This is a genomic window from Flavobacterium sp. CR10, from assembly GCF_055814415.1.
In genome coordinates this window covers 2,336,353-2,354,194 of the sequence record NZ_CP185985.1, presented here as the reverse complement: position 1 = coordinate 2,354,194, position 17,842 = coordinate 2,336,353, and the positions used below count along the sequence as shown (strand labels likewise).

16 protein-coding genes and 1 tRNA gene are annotated in these 17,842 nt (G+C 34.0%); 16 read left to right on the top strand and 1 reads right to left on the bottom strand.

Annotated features, from left to right (window positions below):
• Nucleotide 1: 1 nt before the first annotated feature.
• The 14 genes from ACNRYB_RS10465 (at nt 2) to ACNRYB_RS10400 (ending at nt 15,115) form a co-directional block, all read left to right on the top strand.
• Complete coding sequence (locus ACNRYB_RS10465) at nt 2-1,615, top strand: glycoside hydrolase family 3 protein (protein WP_473730009.1); 1,614 nt, start codon at nt 2-4, stop codon at nt 1,613-1,615.
• Between the two features lie 123 nt (nt 1,616-1,738).
• Complete coding sequence (locus ACNRYB_RS10460; protein WP_473730008.1) at nt 1,739-2,377, top strand: peroxiredoxin; 639 nt, start codon at nt 1,739-1,741, stop codon at nt 2,375-2,377.
• Between the two features lie 222 nt (nt 2,378-2,599).
• The gene (locus tag ACNRYB_RS10455; RefSeq protein WP_007805605.1) at nt 2,600-2,908 is read left to right on the top strand and encodes a thioredoxin family protein; all 309 of its coding nucleotides are present in this window, start codon (nt 2,600-2,602) and stop codon (nt 2,906-2,908) included.
• 107 nt (nt 2,909-3,015) lie between these two features.
• Complete coding sequence (locus ACNRYB_RS10450) at nt 3,016-3,273, top strand: DUF6952 family protein (RefSeq protein ID WP_008462029.1); 258 nt, start codon at nt 3,016-3,018, stop codon at nt 3,271-3,273.
• A 376-nt stretch (nt 3,274-3,649) separates the two neighbouring features.
• Complete coding sequence (gene tpx, locus ACNRYB_RS10445; protein ID WP_343707762.1) at nt 3,650-4,147, top strand: thiol peroxidase; 498 nt, start codon at nt 3,650-3,652, stop codon at nt 4,145-4,147.
• Between the two features lie 13 nt (nt 4,148-4,160).
• Nucleotides 4,161-4,535: a diacylglycerol kinase family protein gene (locus ACNRYB_RS10440; RefSeq protein WP_343707761.1), complete on the top strand. Its 375-nt coding sequence runs from the start codon at nt 4,161-4,163 to the stop codon at nt 4,533-4,535.
• Nucleotides 4,536-4,553: 18 nt separating this feature from the next.
• Nucleotides 4,554-7,013 (top strand): FtsK/SpoIIIE family DNA translocase, encoded by a 2,460-nt coding sequence (locus ACNRYB_RS10435; RefSeq protein WP_473730007.1) that lies wholly within the window; start codon nt 4,554-4,556, stop codon nt 7,011-7,013.
• 73 nt (nt 7,014-7,086) lie between these two features.
• Nucleotides 7,087-7,713 carry an outer membrane lipoprotein periplasmic chaperone LolA1 gene (lolA1, locus tag ACNRYB_RS10430; protein ID WP_462676712.1) on the top strand — a complete coding sequence of 209 codons (627 nt, stop codon included), beginning with the start codon at nt 7,087-7,089 and terminating at the stop codon, nt 7,711-7,713.
• Between the two features lie 8 nt (nt 7,714-7,721).
• Nucleotides 7,722-9,176 (top strand): LptF/LptG family permease, encoded by a 1,455-nt coding sequence (locus tag ACNRYB_RS10425; RefSeq protein ID WP_129748846.1) that lies wholly within the window; start codon nt 7,722-7,724, stop codon nt 9,174-9,176.
• Between the two features lie 2 nt (nt 9,177-9,178).
• Entirely contained in the window at nt 9,179-10,312 is a 1,134-nt protein-coding gene (gene ribB, locus ACNRYB_RS10420; RefSeq protein WP_165352491.1) for a 3,4-dihydroxy-2-butanone-4-phosphate synthase, read from the top strand.
• A 1-nt stretch (nt 10,313) separates the two neighbouring features.
• Nucleotides 10,314-10,712: an acyl-CoA thioesterase gene (locus ACNRYB_RS10415; protein WP_095931760.1), complete on the top strand. Its 399-nt coding sequence runs from the start codon at nt 10,314-10,316 to the stop codon at nt 10,710-10,712.
• 151 nt (nt 10,713-10,863) lie between these two features.
• Nucleotides 10,864-10,948, top strand: a tRNA-Ser gene (locus tag ACNRYB_RS10410).
• A 536-nt stretch (nt 10,949-11,484) separates the two neighbouring features.
• The gene (locus ACNRYB_RS10405; protein WP_473730006.1) at nt 11,485-13,932 is read left to right on the top strand and encodes a TonB-dependent siderophore receptor; all 2,448 of its coding nucleotides are present in this window, start codon (nt 11,485-11,487) and stop codon (nt 13,930-13,932) included.
• 43 nt (nt 13,933-13,975) lie between these two features.
• On the top strand, nt 13,976-15,115 hold the full coding sequence (locus ACNRYB_RS10400) for a PepSY-associated TM helix domain-containing protein (protein ID WP_473730005.1): 1,140 nt from the start codon (nt 13,976-13,978) through the stop codon (nt 15,113-15,115).
• Here ACNRYB_RS10400 and ACNRYB_RS10395 read toward each other — a convergent pair.
• Nucleotides 15,084-16,109 (bottom strand): hypothetical protein, encoded by a 1,026-nt coding sequence (locus ACNRYB_RS10395; protein ID WP_473730004.1) that lies wholly within the window; start codon nt 16,107-16,109, stop codon nt 15,084-15,086. The two genes, ACNRYB_RS10400 and ACNRYB_RS10395, sit on opposite strands and share 32 nt — an antisense overlap.
• 197 nt (nt 16,110-16,306) lie before the next feature.
• Here ACNRYB_RS10395 and ACNRYB_RS10390 point away from each other — a divergent pair, with 197 nt between their 5' ends.
• A complete protein-coding gene (locus ACNRYB_RS10390) occupies nt 16,307-16,822 on the top strand; it encodes an RNA polymerase sigma factor (protein WP_129748851.1) in 516 nt (171 codons plus the stop codon).
• A gap of 50 nt (nt 16,823-16,872) precedes the next feature.
• Nucleotides 16,873-17,772 (top strand): FecR family protein, encoded by a 900-nt coding sequence (locus tag ACNRYB_RS10385; RefSeq protein WP_129748852.1) that lies wholly within the window; start codon nt 16,873-16,875, stop codon nt 17,770-17,772.
• Nucleotides 17,773-17,842 lie beyond the last annotated feature (70 nt).

The window sequence follows — 17,842 nt, the reverse complement described above, 5'->3', positions numbered from 1 at the left end:
AATGAAAATCACAGCCGAAGCATTACGACAAAAAATAGGACAATTTTTCTTTCCAGCAGTATTCATAAACGATACCGAAGAAAATATTCAAGAAACCGAACGCCTTATAAAAGAACATAATATTGGCGGACTGACCTTTTTTCACAGCCGTGCGAGCGCCGCAACGAATTACGAAAGCAAGAAAAAAGTAGTTTTTAACGATGACAGCTATGATAAAATCAAAGCTTTGATCGTGCGTTATCAAAAAGCTGCTTCTACTCCACTTTTAATCAGTATTGATGCAGAATGGGGATTGGCAATGCGCATTGAAAAAACACCGCAATATCCGTATGCTATTACCCTTGGCGCTTTGCCAGAAAACAAAGCCAATTTGGTTTACGAAACTGGAAAACAAATTGGATTGGATTTAAAAGCGGCAGGAATTCAGTACAATTTATCGCCTTTGGCAGACATCAACAATAATCCAAATAATCCTGTTATTGGATACCGTTCTTTTGGTGAAAACAAACAAAAAGTAGCCGATTTTGCTATCGAATATTTAAAAGGAATGTCAGAAGTTGGTGTTTTAGGCTGTTTGAAACATTTTCCAGGACACGGAAATACAAATGTTGATTCACATTTAGGATTGCCTGTTTTAAAAGAAACTTTGGAAGAATTATTGGATAACGAATTATATCCTTTCATAAAAGGAATTGAGAACAATGTTGATTCGATTATGATCGGACATTTAGCCGTTCCGAGTTTAAATGACGAAAAAGATACTTCTGCAACATTATCAAAAGCAGTTATTCAAGATCTTTTACGTGATAAATTAGGTTATGATGGTTTGGTAATTTCTGATGCTCTAAATATGCACAGCGTTTCTAAATTATACGAAACAAAAGGTCAATTAGAATGGGAAGCTTTTAACGCTGGAAACGATGTTTTATGTTTTGCCGAAAATGTTCCCGAAGGAATTGAAGCGATTTATAAAAACGCTTCGCCAGACCGCATCGAAGAAAGCTACAATCGAATTATGAAAGCCAAAGAAAAAGCTGGGATTCTTTCTGGAAACACAGCTGTTTCGGGCGAATTAGATTTTGGAAAAACATCTCAATTAAATCTTGAAATTGCTCAAAATGCCATTACTAATATTATAGACAACTCAAGTTCAGAACTGGCTTTTGAAGCTCAGAAAAACAACAAATTAGCCAAACTGAGTTTATATAAAAATACCGAAAATACATTCTTCAAAACTCTAAATTCAAAATTGCCTTCACCGGAATTTGCTTTTGAAAATTTAGAAGTTTCCGATATTTCATCTATTAAAAAAGAATTGGAAAATTTTGAAACGATCATCATTTCACTATTTGTTCCAAAAGCAAAACCGCTGAATAATTTCGAAATTGACAATGAAGTTTTAGACTTGCTTTCTGACTTGCTACAAACTAAAAAATGCATTGTTTACGTTTTCGGAAATCCGTATTCTTTACCATTAATTCCGAATCTTAAAAAGGCTTCAGGATTAATTGAGGCGTACCAAGATTTTGAAGAGTTTCAAAAAACAGCAGGAGTTCAATTTTTAGAAAAAAATATTTTCAATGGCGTTCTGCCAGTAAATATTGACATTCAATAAGTTAAAACATAAAATAACCAAAATTTATCAACTTATAAATTTTTATAATCACATCTTATTGTAAGAACCTGTACTTATGCCCTACTTTTGCAGCAAATAAATATTTAACGTAAAACGAAAATTATGTCTTTAGTAGGAAAAAAATTCCCAAGTATTGCAGTAGATGCTATCTCAGAAATGGGTGACAATTTAAAAATCAACATTTTTGAAGAAGCAGTAAACAACAATAAAAAAGTACTTTTATTTTGGTACCCAAAAGATTTTACTTTTGTATGTCCAACTGAATTACACGCCTTTCAAGCTGCATTACCAGAATTCGAAAAAAGAAATACTATCGTAATTGGTGCTTCTTGCGACACAAACGAAGTTCACTTTGCTTGGTTAAATACTCCAAAAAACAATGGTGGAATCGAAGGTGTTACTTACCCAATCTTGGCTGACACTAACCGTAACTTAGCTAACATTTTAGGTATTCTTGATATCGAATCTACAAGCTACAGTGAAGATACTGATTCAGTTATCATTGAAGGTTCAAACGTAACTTACAGAGCTACTTACCTAATTGACGAAACTGGAAAAATCTTCCACGAAAGTGTAAACGATATGCCATTAGGACGTAACGTAGGTGAATACTTAAGAATGGTTGACGCTTACACTCACATCCAAACTAAAGGTGAAGTTTGTCCTGCAAACTGGGAAGCTGGTAAAGAAGCTATGACTGCAGATAGATTAAGTACTGCTGAATACTTAAGCGCTAATTAAGCTGCTAAGATACTAAGGTTCTAAGTTGCTAAGTTTTTAAACTTAACTTTTGAATCTTAAATACAATTCTACAATAAAAGTCAAGAGATTCTAAGATCAAACTTAGATCTTAGAATCTCAATGACTTAAAAAAATCAAAATAAATCCACACAAAGTTATTCGGTTCTAGAGCAAACTTAGCATCTTAGAACCTTAGCAACTTAGTGTCTAAAAAATAAAATTATGTTAATCGACTTAAACGAAGATACGTTAGCAGATTTAGTTGCTAAAAACGAAAAAGTAGTGGTGCAATATTCAGCTTCATGGTGTGGAAATTGCCGTATTATGAAACCAAAATTCAAAAAATTAGCAACAGAAAATGAAGCTATCACTTTTGTTTTGGTTGATGCAGAAAATTCTCCTGAGTCTAGAAAATTAGCTAATGTGAGTAACCTGCCAACATTTGCAACTTTCGTAAACGGACAATTAGTTGGCGAAACGCAAACCAACAAACAAGAAGTTTTAATCGATCTTGTAAACGCAATTGCATAAATTTAGATATTAGACTGGCTTAGATTTTTAGACCTCTTAGAAATTGTCTACAAACTAAAAAGGTCTAAGAAGTCTAAGAATGTCTAAAAATCTAAGAAGTCTAAATTATGAAATTACCAGTAATAAAGCATTTAACGCAATTCATCGAAGAAAACGATCAGGATTATATCATTGAAACGATAGAAGTTCTAGAAGCAATGACCGAAATTCCTTCTCTAAAAGACGAAGAATTAGATGTAATCGGCGAATTGATTTCAAATATGTACGGTGCCCTTGAAGTACAAAAATTGGTTGCTCAAGGAACAGATAAAAAAGAAGCTTTAAACACATTCATGAAACGTGTTTTAGGTTCAATCGATAAGTAAATCGGCTTCCTCCCAAGAATAAATAAAAAAACAAAGCTGAGAAAGCGTTTCTAATTTAGGGACGCTTTTTTTTTAGTTTATAGTCTCAGTGGCCGTTTTCAATCTCTCTGTTAACGCCATCTTTGTCAGGCTGAGCGAAGTCGAAGCCCACGCAAAGTAATTCTACAAAGACTAACTATTTATATTGCGCAACTCCGTACTCGGGCTTCGACTCCGCTCAGCCTGACAAGCGTACTAAATCTAAAATTATTAGATAAATTGATGAATTCGTGGCCCCCAAAAACCAATCTTAATCTCTCCTTAAACCCTTAACAAATACTTTTAGATTCAAATATTAATCCTTACTTTTGAGCCTCATTAATTTTAAACAAAAATCATGGCATCTATCACATTAGGAGGAAATCCAGTTCATACATCAGGCGAGTTACCAGCTGTTGGAACACAATTAGCTGACTTCAAATTAGTTCAAAACGATTTATCAGTTGCTTCTTTAAGCAATTTTGCTGGTAAAAAATTAGTTTTAAACATTTTTCCTAGTGTTGATACAGGAACTTGTGCGGCATCTGTTAGAAAATTCAATGCAAGTGCTAGCGGATTAGAAAACACTACTGTTTTATGTATTTCTAGAGATTTACCTTTTGCTCAAAAACGTTTCTGCGGTGCTGAAGGTTTAGAAAATGTTGTAAACTTATCGGATTTTCAAACTGGTGCTTTTGGTAAAGCAAACGGATTAGAGATTGTTGACGGGCCATTAGCAGGTTTACATTCAAGAGCAATCATTGTTGTTGATGCAGATGGAAAAATCGTTCACACAGAACAAGTTGCAGAAATTGCAAACGAACCAAATTACGAAGCAGCTTTAGCAGCACTATAATATTTTCCAATAAATGGAGTTTCAAAAAGATAATACATTTGTTACAGGCCGTTTAAAAAGCATGACATATGCTTTTAACGGCGCTGTAAAATTAATTAAGACAGAACACAGCATTATGGTTCAATTTTCATTGGGAATCATAATGACTATTTTAGGTTTTTATTTTCATATTTCACAAACCGAATGGCTTTGTCAAACCATGGCAATCGGTTTAGTTTTAGCAATCGAAGGACTAAATACAGCAGTTGAAAAAATTGCCGATTTTATCCATCCTGATTACAGCAAACGAATCGGATTTATTAAAGATATTGCTGCTGGAGCGGTATTTTTTGCCGCAATGACTGCAATCGCAATAGGCTTGATTATTTATATTCCAAAATTTACTTAGGCAAAGGAAAAAGCAAGAATGGCAAAAAATAAAAAAGAAACTGTAGATAAAAAAAACGATAAACAAGAAGGAAATAAAAGATCATTTAAGATATCCAAACAACAAAAATTTGTTTTAGGATGTCTTTTGGTTCTTTTTTCTATTGCATTATTAGTCGCATTTATTTCTTTTTATGTTAACGGACAATGGCAAAACGACCAAAGTATTGTAAACCAGCTTGGTGATCGTTCTGAATTGGCAGAGAATTGGCTCGGAAAATTCGGTGCTTATCTTGCCGATCTGATTATCTATAGAGGCTTTGGACTTGCCTCTTTCATTTTCGTACGTTTATTTTTCCTTACCGGGATGTTTTTAGCGCTGGAACTTTCGACTCAAAAGCTTAAAAACACTTGGTTCTGGGATATTTTTGCCATTATAATTGTTTCTGTACTATTTGGTTTCTTTGCTACTTCTGCACCAGAATTAGGAGGGACAATTGGTTACGAATTAAATTTATTCCTTCAAGACTACATCGGAAAAACAGGTACTCTGCTTACATTGCTTTTTGGTTTGATTGTCTATTTGATTTTCAAAATCAAATTATCTCCAGAAAAAATCCAATCGTATTTTGATTCTACTAAAAAAGAATTCAAATCAGAATTTGACACTTTAAAGCCAGCAGCAAACCAGCCTGAAAGCGCTTACAATTTAGAAGAATTTGCCGTCGTAGAAGAAAAACAGGAAGAAGAAGATCCTGAATTGGACAATATCCATATCAAGACTGTTGACACTCAGTTTGAACTTAATAAAGAAGCTTTAAAACCAACCATTTCTCACGCTTCAGAAATTGAATTAAATCCGGTTTTAAAGCCAATTGCTCCAAAACAAGAATTGCCATTAGTTTCTCCTGATGAAGCTTTCGTAATAGAAAAAGCGGAAGAAGAAGATATTCTCGAAGAAAACTTAGCTTCACGCCTAGTTGCCGATTTCGGATTATTTGATCCGACTTTGGATTTATCCAATTATAAATTCCCAACCATCGATTTATTAAAAGAATATTCGACTGGCGGAATTACAATTAATCAGGAAGAATTAGAAGAAAATAAAAACAGAATTGTAGACACACTTCGAAACTACAAAATTGAAATTGCACAGATTAAAGCAACCGTTGGACCATCGGTTACTTTATATGAAATTGTGCCAGAAGCAGGAATCAGAATTTCTAAAATTAAGAGTTTAGAAGACGATATTGCTCTGTCATTATCAGCACTAGGAATTCGTATTATTGCGCCAATTCCAGGAAAAGGTACTATCGGTATTGAGGTTCCAAACAAAAACCCAACTATGGTTTCTATGAAAAGTGTTATTGGAGCGGCAAAGTTCCAAGAAGCTGAAATGGAATTGCCAATTGCATTAGGAAAAACTATTTCTAACGAAACTTTTGTTGTCGATCTTGCCAAAATGCCTCACTTATTGATGGCTGGAGCAACAGGACAAGGAAAATCTGTTGGACTAAATGCCGTTTTAACTTCTCTTTTATACAAAAAACATCCAGCTGAAGTCAAATTTGTTTTGGTCGATCCGAAAAAAGTAGAGCTTACGCTTTTCAATAAAATTGAAAGACATTATCTAGCTAAACTTCCTGACACAGAAGATGCTATTATTACCGATAATGCTAAAGTTGTCAATACTCTGAACTCACTTTGTGTGGAGATGGATAATCGTTATTCTTTACTAAAAGATGCGATGGTTCGTAATATTAAAGAATACAACGAAAAATTTAAGTCTAGAAAATTAAATCCAGAAGCTGGGCACCGATTTTTACCTTACATCGTTTTAGTTGTCGATGAGTTCGCCGATTTGATTATGACTGCAGGAAAAGAAGTTGAAGTTCCGATTGCCCGTTTGGCTCAATTAGCCCGTGCTATTGGTATCCACTTAATTATTGCAACACAAAGACCGTCTGTAAACGTTATAACAGGTTTAATCAAAGCCAATTTCCCTGCCAGAATTGCGTTTAGAGTAACTTCAAAAATTGACTCTAGAACCATTTTGGACACTCAGGGAGCCGATCAGCTGATTGGACGCGGAGATTTATTATACACGAATGGAAACGATGTAATTCGTGTGCAATGTGCTTTCATTGACACTCCTGAGGTAGAAAAAATTACGGATTTTATTGGAGGACAAAAAGCATATGCCACAGCTTATTTGCTTCCAGAGTTTGTTGGAGAAGAAAGTGGCATCAATCTTGATATAGATATTTCCGAAAGAGATACTTTATTTAGAGAAGCGGCAGAGATAATTGTCAATGCACAGCAAGGTTCTGCTTCTTTATTGCAACGAAAATTAAAATTAGGATACAACAGAGCGGGTCGTTTGATCGACCAACTTGAGGCAGCAGGTATTGTTGGTCCGTTTGAAGGCAGTAAAGCACGCAGTGTAAACATCTTAGATTTAAATGCTCTTGATCAATTTTTTAATAATGAACAAAATTAATCCAATCATGAAAGCAAAAATTCAAGAAATCAACAACAATTCTATCACAAACATGACTAAAAAGTGTTTTCAAATGGCAATTATATTGCTTTTGAGCTTCACTTCTATTCAGGCTCAAGATAAAAAAGCGAAAGATTTATTGAACGAAGTAACTTCTAAAATAAAAAGCTACGACAATATTGTTATCGATTTTAAATATTCTTTGAATAATGCCAAAGAAAACATCAATCAAGACAGTAAAGGAAACGTAACTATGAAAGGAAATCAATATGTTTTGAATTTTATGGGCGTTACTAAAATCTTTGACGGCCAGAAAACATACACTATTGTTCCTGAAGACGAAGAAGTTACTATTTCTAAAGTAAACGAGAAAGATGATAATGCAATCACTCCTTCAAAAATGCTTACCTTCTTCAATTCTGGCTACAAATACAACATGGACATTGTTCAGAATGTAAAAGGAAGAAAAATTCAATATATCAAATTAGTTCCAACTAGTGGAAAAGACCAAAGAAAAGAAATTTTGTTAGGTGTTGACGTTCAGACAAAACACATTTACAATTTGATTGAAACAGGAAAAAACGGAACAAAAACAACTTTAACCGTTAATTCTTTTAAAACCAATCAGCCATTATCAAAAAATCAATTTACCTTTGTAGCGAGTAAATACCCGAAATACTACATCAATAAATTAGATTAATCAGAAGGTTGAAAATTCTAGACAAATACTTATTAAAAACATTCTTACTTACATTTACCACGGTATTTGTAATCTTATTTTTCATATTCATACTGCAAACAGTATGGCTATTTATTTCAGAACTAGCAGGTAAAGATCTCGACTTAATATTGGTCGTGAAATTCCTGCTTTTTTCTATGCCACGTATTATTCCGCTTGTACTTCCATTATCGGTTTTACTGGCATCCATTATGACTTTCGGAAATTTGGCAGAAAATTATGAGTTCGCAGCGATGAAATCTTCAGGAATCTCCCTGCAAAGAGCAATGAGAGTACTGATTATTTTTATTTTCGTTTTAAGTATTGTTGCTTTTTGGTTTGCCAACAATGTGATTCCTTATGCCGAATATAAGTTTGTCAACTTTAGAAAAAACATTGCTCAAGCTAAGCCAGCTATGGCTATTGCAGAAGGACAGTTTAACGATGTTGGCACTTACAACATTAAGGTAAACAAAAAAACTGGAGAAAACGGCAATCATTTAACCGGCGTGACAATTCATGAGAAAGCGAATAATATGGGTGAAAACAAAACCGTAATTAAAGCTAAAACTGGTGAACTTGTCAGCAATGAGAAATCTAGCATTTTAAAACTGGTCTTAAATGACGGTTATTACTATCAAGACGTTACTCCAAAAAAATATGAGGATCGCGCCAAAATGCCTTTTATAAAAGGAAAATTTAAAACCCAGATTATCAATATCGATTTATCTGAACTAAACAAAGTTGATGATAGCAAAGAAAGTATTGCAGGAACAAATGGAATGCTGAATGTTAATGAGCTACGCTATACTTTAGATTCATTGAACAAAAATTTAGATAACGAAATTGTTTCTTTTTCTGAGAACATTAATCAGCGAGTTGGAATTAAAAGATTCCCTGGAAATACTCAAAAAAACATCAAGAAGAAACCTATACCAAACGATGTTTTGTCTATTTATTCTAACAAAGATAAAGTTGATATTTTAAAAATGGCTGGAAGCAATATCACCAGCAATATTTATTCTATAGAAACTACGCAGAAAGATTTAAAAGATAAGGAACGAGAAATCAACAAACACTATAATGCCTTATACGAGAAATTCGTTATTGCTTTTGCTTGTTTCTTAATGTTCTTTATTGGAGCTCCACTTGGCGCTATTATTAGAAAAGGAGGACTTGGGCTTCCAATTGTATTTGCCGTTTTAATCTTTATTACTTTCCATTTCATCAATACATTCGGGAAAAGGCTATCTCAAGAAGGCGGTATGACTCCATTTATGGGATCATGGATGTCGTCTTTTGTCCTCTCTCCGCTAGCAGTTTTATTAACCTATCGCGCTACAAACGATAATGGATTAATTAATTTTGATGCGATTACAACTCCTATTTCACAACTAATTCAGAAAATCTCTGAGCGGTTTTTACCTGCTCAAAAGCAAAAATAATTATGTCAACAACAAAAATACAATTGAATACCATTGAGGAAGCTATTGAAGATATTCGTCAAGGTAAAATAATCATTGTAGTCGATGATGAAGATCGTGAAAATGAAGGCGATTTTCTGGCTGCTGCCGAAAAAGTAACACCAGAGATGATTAATTTCATGGCTACTCACGGACGTGGCTTAATTTGTACGCCACTGACAGAAAGCCGATGTAAAGAATTAGATCTTCGCGCAATGGTGACCAACAATACGGATCACATGGAAACTGCTTTTACTGTTTCTGTTGATTTAAAAGGACAAGGCGTTACAACTGGAATTTCTGCTTCTGACAGAGCAAAAACAGTCCAATCATTAGTTGATCCAAATACAAAACCTCACGATTTAGCACGTCCTGGCCATATTTTTCCTTTAATTGCCAAACAAGGTGGTGTTTTAAGAAGAACAGGACATACTGAAGCTGCGATTGATTTTGCACGTCTAGCCGGATTTAAACCTGCTGGTGTAATCTGCGAAATCTTAAACGAAGATGGAACAATGTCTCGTTTGCCAGAATTGGTTAAAGTGGCTAAAAAATTTGATTTAAAATTAGTTTCTATCGAAGATTTGGTTGCGTATAGAATGCAGCACGATAGCTTAATCGTAAAAAAAGAAGATTTCGACATCGAAACTCGTTTTGGAACTTTCCGTTTAAGAGCCTACGAACAAACTACCAACAAACAAATTCATATCGCTTTAACGAAAGGAACTTGGAATCTCGGCGAACCAATTTTGACCAGAATCCACTCTTCGCAAGTAAATAATGACTTATTAGGCACATTGACTAATAATGCCGAACAGCAATTAGACGATATGTTTAAAGTGATTAATGAAAATGGAAAAGGTGCTGTTATCTTTATCAATCAAGACATGACTGCTGTTAATCTTTTAAACAGAATTTCTGAGCTTAAATCATTACAAGCTAACGGAACTCTAAAAGCGCCGAAAGTTATTATTGACAGTAAAGATTACGGAATTGGAGCTCAAATTCTTCATGATTTGGACATTTCCAAAATCAGATTGGTTTCGAATACAGAGCAAACAAAACGAGTGGGTATGATTGGATATGGACTTGAAATTACAGAATACGTTAATTATTAATATGGGAACAGTAGAAGAAAGAATTCAAAAATCAGAAACTCGTATTTTTAAAGCCGTTTTTCCTAGCACAACCAATCATTACGATACTTTATTTGGAGGAACCGCGCTTCACTTAATGGATGAAGTTGCTTTTATCTGTGCTACGCGTTTTAGCCGTAAAAAAGTAGTTACGATTTCGACAGGACAAATTGATTTCAAAAAAGCAATTCCTGCAGGAACTTTAATCGAGTTAGTAGCAAAAGTAGACAGCGTTGGAAGAACTAGCTGTAAAATCCACGTCGATATTTTTATGGAACAAATGTATTCTGAACTTCGCGAAACGGTAGTTTCAGGAACTTTTTCGTTTGTTGCTGTCGACGAACATAAAAAACCAACGCCAATTTTAGACGATTTAGATTAATTTTTTCAAAAACATCTCTTTCGGAAATACTGATAATTAGACACTTGAAAATTATCTCAAAAAACTTCAAAAAAAAGTCCGAAAAAAGTTTTTATAACCGAAAAACCGTCTTATATTTGCACCCGCAATCAGGTAATGAGAGCAACATATTGGAGAAATGGCAGAGCGGTCGAATGCGGCAGTCTTGAAAACTGTTGACTGTAACAGGTCCGGGGGTTCGAATCCCTCTTTCTCCGCTGAGAGCTTAAAAAGAGACTTTTCAAAGTTTACAAAAAAGGCTAAAATTCACGGAAAACCCTGCAGATCTTGAGATCAGCAGGGTTTTGCCTTTTAAGTGCATTTTCAATATTTTCAAAACCACGCAGAAGTTTAGCCCCACAATCTTAGCACAGCTTTTTTAAATTGCCTGCAAAAAAAATTGAAGACTGAAATAATATTTCTAATTTTTCAAATTCACTTACTTTTAGGTAACCAGTTTAATTTAGTTTTTAAAAACCTACGGTTATAAAAAAGAAGAAACCCGTCTTGCTAAATAAAAAATCAAAAAAGAAATCCTTCTTCCTAATACCTTTTAAAACGCTAAAAACAAAACACTTACAAAATACCTACAGTCTTACTTGCTTAATTTAAAAACAAACGAAATTAAAAAAAGAAGCAACTAGAATTAATTCAGGGAGATTACTTCTTGTTTAAAAAAGGCACACAAATTAAAAAATTATTTGTATTTAGTCTAAATAAGATTAGATTTGCAGCATAAAAATAAATAACCGCCATGAAATTAACTTTCTCTTTATTATTACTGCTTGCCTTTCTACATATTGGTTCGGCGCAAAATGCCAAAATTACCGGAAAAATTATTTCCGAAAATAACGAAGCCGTCTCTTACGCTTCCATATCAATTAAAAGTCCTAAAAAGAATGCCGTTTCTGATGACAAGGGAAATTTTGAAATTGCAAATCTTGCTGCTGGAAACTATACAGTCTATTTCTCTGCGATGGGATTCACAGCAGAACAAAAAAACGTTGAACTGCAAGAAAATGAAAATCTTGAGATTACTGCTATTTTAAAAGAAAACGTAAATACTCTGCAGACTGTGGAAATTACCGGACGCAAAGAAAAATCGTATCGCAACACAAAATCTTTTATCGGCGCTAAAACAGAAATCGCGCTGAAAGATTTACCTCAGGCAGTTTCGTATGCTACCAAAGAATTAATAGCCGATCAGGGAGCAATTCGCGTAGGCGACGTAGTAAAAAATTTCAGTGGTGTAAGCCAGTTTACTTTTTATGATGATATTTCGATTCGAGGTTTTAGAATAAACGGGGGAAGCAATACGCAATTGTTAAATGGTATGCGAACATCTACAGGATTCTGGAAACAGCCTCTGGCAAATTATCTGGAACGTGTCGAAGTTTTAAAAGGACCATCATCGGCTTTGTTTGGAAATGCTTCTCCTGGAGGAGTTCTAAATCGTGTAACCAAAAAGCCATTAGATCAGGCTGCCAACAGTGTGAGTTTTTCTACTGGAAGCTTTAATACCTTAAGAGCTTTAGCCGATTTTACGGGACCTTTAACCGAAGATAAATCACTTTTATACCGTCTAAATTTAGGTTATGAGAATGCTAATTCGTTTCGAGATTTACAATATGATAAAAATATTGTTGTAGCTCCTTCCCTATCTTTTCTTCCAAATGATAAAACAAGCGTGAATTTTGATTTAATTTACAGCAGTTCGAATGGAAATCTGGACCGTGGACAATCAACTTATGAAAACAACTTATACTCTACAAAGATTTCAAATTCGTTAAACTCAACAAACGATTATTTAAAAGAGGAAACCTATATCGTTACAACTTCCTTAAATCACCAGTTTTCAGATCGCTTATCCTTTTCAGGATCTTATATCAGAACGGGATATAATGAGGATCTTTTAGAGCATCGCGGTGCCAATAAATATGCTTCTGCCGGAGACGGGTCTACAATTCCAACTGCAATTGAAATGCAGGTTTTTCAACGTAAACGCAAGCGTTATATTGATAATCTTTCTACTTTTTTTAAATATAAAGCTAAAACAGGCGCCTTAGACCATAATCTGATAGCTGGTTTTGATTATGCTCAGGAAGAGGTTCCTTCTGGCGGCTCGCAATTAACTGCAAGCGGTTATCGAAATGCTGCCAACAATGGCTTTATTGCCACTTATAACCCAGCAAATAAATCCAATTATTTGTTGGATTCTAAAGGAAATCCAGTGCCAAACGTAGCTCATTTTGATTTGAGCAATCCGTTTGCATCGCAGCAGTTAAAAGATATGAGCAAATATTTTTATGTGGCCCGTCAGGTTGACCCAACCTATTATTCATTATACGGAATTTATATTCAAGACCACATTAAATTTGGCGCTTTTCAGGCTTTAATTGGTATTCGCTACGATGAATATTCAGATAAAGTAAATTACAAAAAAGCCACAGAAACAAAAGTAAAGCAGCATTCGTTTTTACCACGTTTTGGTCTTACTTATACCCTTAATCCAAATATTAACTTATACGGAACTTATGTTCAGGGTTATAATCCTCAAACAGCATCTACTCTCGCAAATCCAAATGCAGGAGGGCCATTTAATCCGTTAGAAAGTAATATGGTTGAATTTGGAGGAAAATCATCTTGGTTCAACGAAAAACTTTTTGTGACAGTTGCTTTATTCAAAATACAGCAGAAAAACACATTGTATCCTGCAAACGATCCGTCAAATCCAGATTTAATGAGATCTATTGGTGAGGAAGAATCCAAAGGGATTGAAATTGATCTGAATGGAAATATCACCCGTAATTGGAGCATTTCTGCCGCTTACAGTTATAATGAAGCTTTTATCACAGAAAGCCCTATTGAAGTTGAAATTGGAAGACAAAAACCAAATACTCCGCGACAACAGGGTAATATCTGGACTCGCTACAATTTTACAAATGGCGCTTTAAAAGATTTTGGAATCGCAATGGGGTCTAATTTTGCAACAACACGCACCATGAGCCAAACCACTACGGAAACTCTTCCCGGATATACCTTATTCAATGCTGCTTTTTACTATAATATCAATAAGTTTAAAATTCAGCTGAATGCTAATAATATTCTAAACAAAACCTATTGGGTTGGAGGATACGATTATATCCGTTTATTCCCTGGAGCACCTTCAAACTGGCTTTTGACTCTTGGTTATTCTTTCTAAATAGCTTTACTGCATTTAAAAAATATTTTTATCGCCTATTTACATGAATAAAACATTTAAAAAAAATATTGGCTTTTTACATTTATGGCTCGGACTAGCGTCCGGGCTTATTGTATTTATTGTAGCTCTTACTGGAAGCATTTTGGTTTTTGACGAAGAAATTGATTCTTTTATAAATCCTGAATTTTATAAAGTTTCGACTATAGGAACTAAAAAAATGCCTGTCGATTTTTACCTCGCTTCTATTGAGAAACAATACAGAATTACCGCATTAGACCGAATTCAAACTTATGCAGATCCGGCAAGAACAGTAATTATAACTGGAACAGATATCGATAAAAAAGATCAGATTTTCTCAGTAGACCCCTATAGCGGAAAAGTATTGGCAGCAATTCCTGAAAAAAGCAGGTTTTTCTCTATCATTTTAGATTTGCATCGCCATTTAATTCTGGGAGAAGCCGGAAAATTTATTACAGGCTGCAGCTGTCTTACTTTCATTTTCATGCTGCTTTCGGGACTAATTTTATGGTGGCCAAAAAAAATAAAAAATATAAAACAGAGATTGACAGTAAAATGGAATGCTTCTTTTAAAAGGGTTAATTGGGACTTTCACTCAAATTTTGGCTTCTACAGTTTTCTATTTCTTCTGATAATCTCTCTGACTGGATTAACGTGGTCTTTTAAATGGTTTGAAAGCGGCATTTATTTATTAGCAGATGGAACAGCAAAAAAACCTTCGGCTAAAGTTGAAAATCCTACAAAAACAGATCCTAAACTGGATAAAGCTTTTTTTTATCAAAACATACTTTCTAAAACAGAAAACATCTATAAATACAAAGGCGATACACAGATTAGAATCCCATCTGACACCATAAACAGTATTATGGCTATTAAATTGAATCTTGAAAAATCCATTCCCAATATTTCAAGTATGGCTTATTTTGATAAATACACAGGTAAGCTTTTAAAAATACGTCCTTACGAATCCTTCAGCAATGGCGATAAAATACGAAGGCTTATTTATCCTATTCATACTGGAAGCATTTATGGTTATCCAACAAAAATCGTAGCTTTTTTGGTTTGTTTGTTTGCGGCAACATTACCCATAACAGGATTTCTTATTTGGTTGGGAAGAAAGAAAAAAAGATCCGTTAATTTTTTTTCTGAAAATAAAGATAATTAGTCGTTGCGCCTGCGTCTCGTAATCGTATCTGAGAATTATTAAATTCAAACAGCTTCCAGTTAAAATTTAATTTAGAAAGCACGCCAGTACTAAAACTTATATTTACTGCTGTAATGCCATTTTGGACTGAACTTTCCCACTGTCCAGTTTCTGAAATTCCTGCTTTGCTGGCAACTACAGATTTATCCGCTTTAAATACAAATGAATAATCGCTGTAATTTGAAGTCTTAACAGTGCCTTCATAAAAATAGGGTATTTCCCAAGAACCTTTTGTGATGGCTGTTGCAAAATCTAATGGCACAAGGTTATTTTCAGGACAATAGTCTATAGCATATTTTATGGCATTTTCAAACTCCAGATTATTTGAAATCGATTTTATCTGATTATTATAATCCGTAATTGCGATAGGATATTTTAAAGAAATATATTGGCTTTCATTCAAATTTTTAATGAAATTAAAAAAAGCCTGGTCACTTATTATCGATTGAGCACTTGCTGTCTGGCTGATGCTGTTATAGATATTAATTGTTATGGGATAGCTGATGTTTAATCCGTTGATTTTGGATAAAAGATCTGGATAGAGATTCCAATAATCAATTAAAGAATCGAAATCTGCCTGATTTGGAATTAATTTTTCGATGTAATTATAATACACCATCGTTACAGGAAAATCTATTTTTACAATATCATTATCATAATTGCTGGCGTTGATATTATCCAAAACTTTTTGATAATCGGCAGTAGTATTTACTGCAATCTGCTCATTGTTTACCGTAACCGTATATGGGAGTTTTATAGTGCAATAACTCGATCCGTCAATCATATTATCTTGTACGGTTTTAACCATCGCAACCCTTTGCAGATAAGTCGTAAGCGGAGAAACACTTGTAATTGTTCCCTGCGAATTATTGTTTTCCTCCTCTGTTTCACTTTGACAGGAAAACAGCAAGAATAAGAAAACTGCAATTGATAAATATTTTTTCAAAAGGAACATATTTATGTTTTTACAAAGGTAATAAATTTTAAAACAAACTGTTTTTTAATAAACTAAGACAAAGTTTGATAATCTTATTCTATACTAAATTATCAAAAACCAATAGCATTTTATTCTTCTATAAAACAATCATCTTTACTTTTACCCTACTTAAATTAAAAACAAATACTTTTACGCTGAAAAAATTGAAACTCTAAATGCCAGATCAAAACCAATCTAATACTTGTGATGAAATCATTTTTTCGTCTTTCTTCAAGAGTCATGTAAAAGCTCTTCGAAATTTTCTATTTTACAAATTTGGAAATGCAGAACAAGCAGAAGATATAACTCAGGAAGCATTTGTTAAGCTTTGGCAAAATTGCGCTTCTGTCCCTTTAGAAAAAGCAAAATCATACATTTACACCATTGCTAACAACAGCAGTCTCAACCAGATTGCACACCAAAAAGTGGTTTTGAACTTTGAAAAAAACTTTATTGGTTTGGACAAGACAAATGAAAGTCCGGAATATCTCTTGGAAGAAAAGCAATTTCAGGCAAAACTATTAAAAGCAATCGAAAACTTAAACGAAAAACAGCGCACTGCTTTTTTGATGCATAGAGTTGACGGAAAAAAATACAGCGAAATTGCCGTTGAGCTAGAAATAAGCGTAAAAGCGGTTGAAAAACGCATTCATTTGGCATTGTTAAGCTTGCGCAAAGAAATTGATTTATAAAAAGTAGGGTAAATTTAGTTCTAATTGTTTTAATTAAATAATACGATAAAATGAAAAAAAATCGCTTATTAGCAAAATGGCTCAACGACGATTTATCTCCAGATGAATTAGCTGCTTTTGAGGCAAGTCCCGATTTTGAAAAATATCAAAAAATTAAAAAATATACCGCTCACCTGGATGCTGGTGATTTCGATGAAAATAGTATGCTATCTAACATTTTAAGCCAGAAAAAAGCAGCGCCAAAAGTAGTTCCGCTTTACAAAAAATGGATGCCTAGAGCTGTAGCTATATTTGTTCTTGCTCTTGGAATTACGTTTGCCATGAAAGTTTTTATCCCTCAAACAGAAACTGCTGATTTTGGAAAAAAGACCGTTTTCTCATTACCCGATAATTCTAAAGTGGTTTTAAACTCAGGTTCTGAAATAAACTATAAAAAATGGAATTGGGACAGCAACAGGCATTTGGAACTTAAAGGAGAAGCTTATTTTAAAGTTGCAAAAGGAAGAAAATTTGAAGTGCAGACACGTCTTGGAAAAGTAACGGTTTTAGGAACGCAATTTAACGTTAAAGCCAGAAAAAACAGGTTTGACGTGGTGTGTTACGAAGGCCGTGTAAAAGTAAATTATGGTAACACTGAAATTCTATTAACCCACGGACAAAGCGTTCGTTTTGAAAATGGAAAACAGATAAAAATGACTGTAAGTTCATTACAGCCAGAATGGATGAATGACCAGATATGTTTTTATAAAGAAAACATAAGAACCCTTTTAGATGAAGTTGAAAGGCAATATAATATTAAGATCGATCTAAATACCAAAGACACTATTTCGCTGTTTACAGGAAAATTACCCGCCAAAGATCTAAATACAGCTTTGCAGATTATCAGTACAACGTATCATTTAGAAGCGAGAAAAGTTTCGAACAACAAAATAATTTTTGACGAAAAATAAATGTTCCGCCCCAAACAATTTCATTTTTTGTTTTTTCTCTTCTTTATTGTCCTGAATCTTTTTGCTCAGG

Coding starts and splice junctions, on each gene's coding strand:
- ACNRYB_RS10390 (WP_129748851.1), top strand. CDS start 16,307: ATGCCAGATCAAAACCAATCTAATACTTGTGATGAAATCATTTTTTCG.
- tpx (WP_343707762.1), top strand. CDS start 3,650: ATGGCATCTATCACATTAGGAGGAAATCCAGTTCATACATCAGGCGAG.
- ACNRYB_RS10450 (WP_008462029.1), top strand. CDS start 3,016: ATGAAATTACCAGTAATAAAGCATTTAACGCAATTCATCGAAGAAAAC.
- ACNRYB_RS10395 (WP_473730004.1), bottom strand. CDS start 16,109: ATGTTCCTTTTGAAAAAATATTTATCAATTGCAGTTTTCTTATTCTTG.
- lolA1 (WP_462676712.1), top strand. CDS start 7,087: ATGGCAATTATATTGCTTTTGAGCTTCACTTCTATTCAGGCTCAAGAT.
- ACNRYB_RS10435 (WP_473730007.1), top strand. CDS start 4,554: ATGGCAAAAAATAAAAAAGAAACTGTAGATAAAAAAAACGATAAACAA.
- ribB (WP_165352491.1), top strand. CDS start 9,179: ATGTCAACAACAAAAATACAATTGAATACCATTGAGGAAGCTATTGAA.
- ACNRYB_RS10385 (WP_129748852.1), top strand. CDS start 16,873: ATGAAAAAAAATCGCTTATTAGCAAAATGGCTCAACGACGATTTATCT.
- ACNRYB_RS10415 (WP_095931760.1), top strand. CDS start 10,314: ATGGGAACAGTAGAAGAAAGAATTCAAAAATCAGAAACTCGTATTTTT.
- ACNRYB_RS10405 (WP_473730006.1), top strand. CDS start 11,485: ATGAAATTAACTTTCTCTTTATTATTACTGCTTGCCTTTCTACATATT.
- ACNRYB_RS10400 (WP_473730005.1), top strand. CDS start 13,976: ATGAATAAAACATTTAAAAAAAATATTGGCTTTTTACATTTATGGCTC.
- ACNRYB_RS10460 (WP_473730008.1), top strand. CDS start 1,739: ATGTCTTTAGTAGGAAAAAAATTCCCAAGTATTGCAGTAGATGCTATC.
- ACNRYB_RS10455 (WP_007805605.1), top strand. CDS start 2,600: ATGTTAATCGACTTAAACGAAGATACGTTAGCAGATTTAGTTGCTAAA.
- ACNRYB_RS10465 (WP_473730009.1), top strand. CDS start 2: ATGAAAATCACAGCCGAAGCATTACGACAAAAAATAGGACAATTTTTC.
- ACNRYB_RS10440 (WP_343707761.1), top strand. CDS start 4,161: ATGGAGTTTCAAAAAGATAATACATTTGTTACAGGCCGTTTAAAAAGC.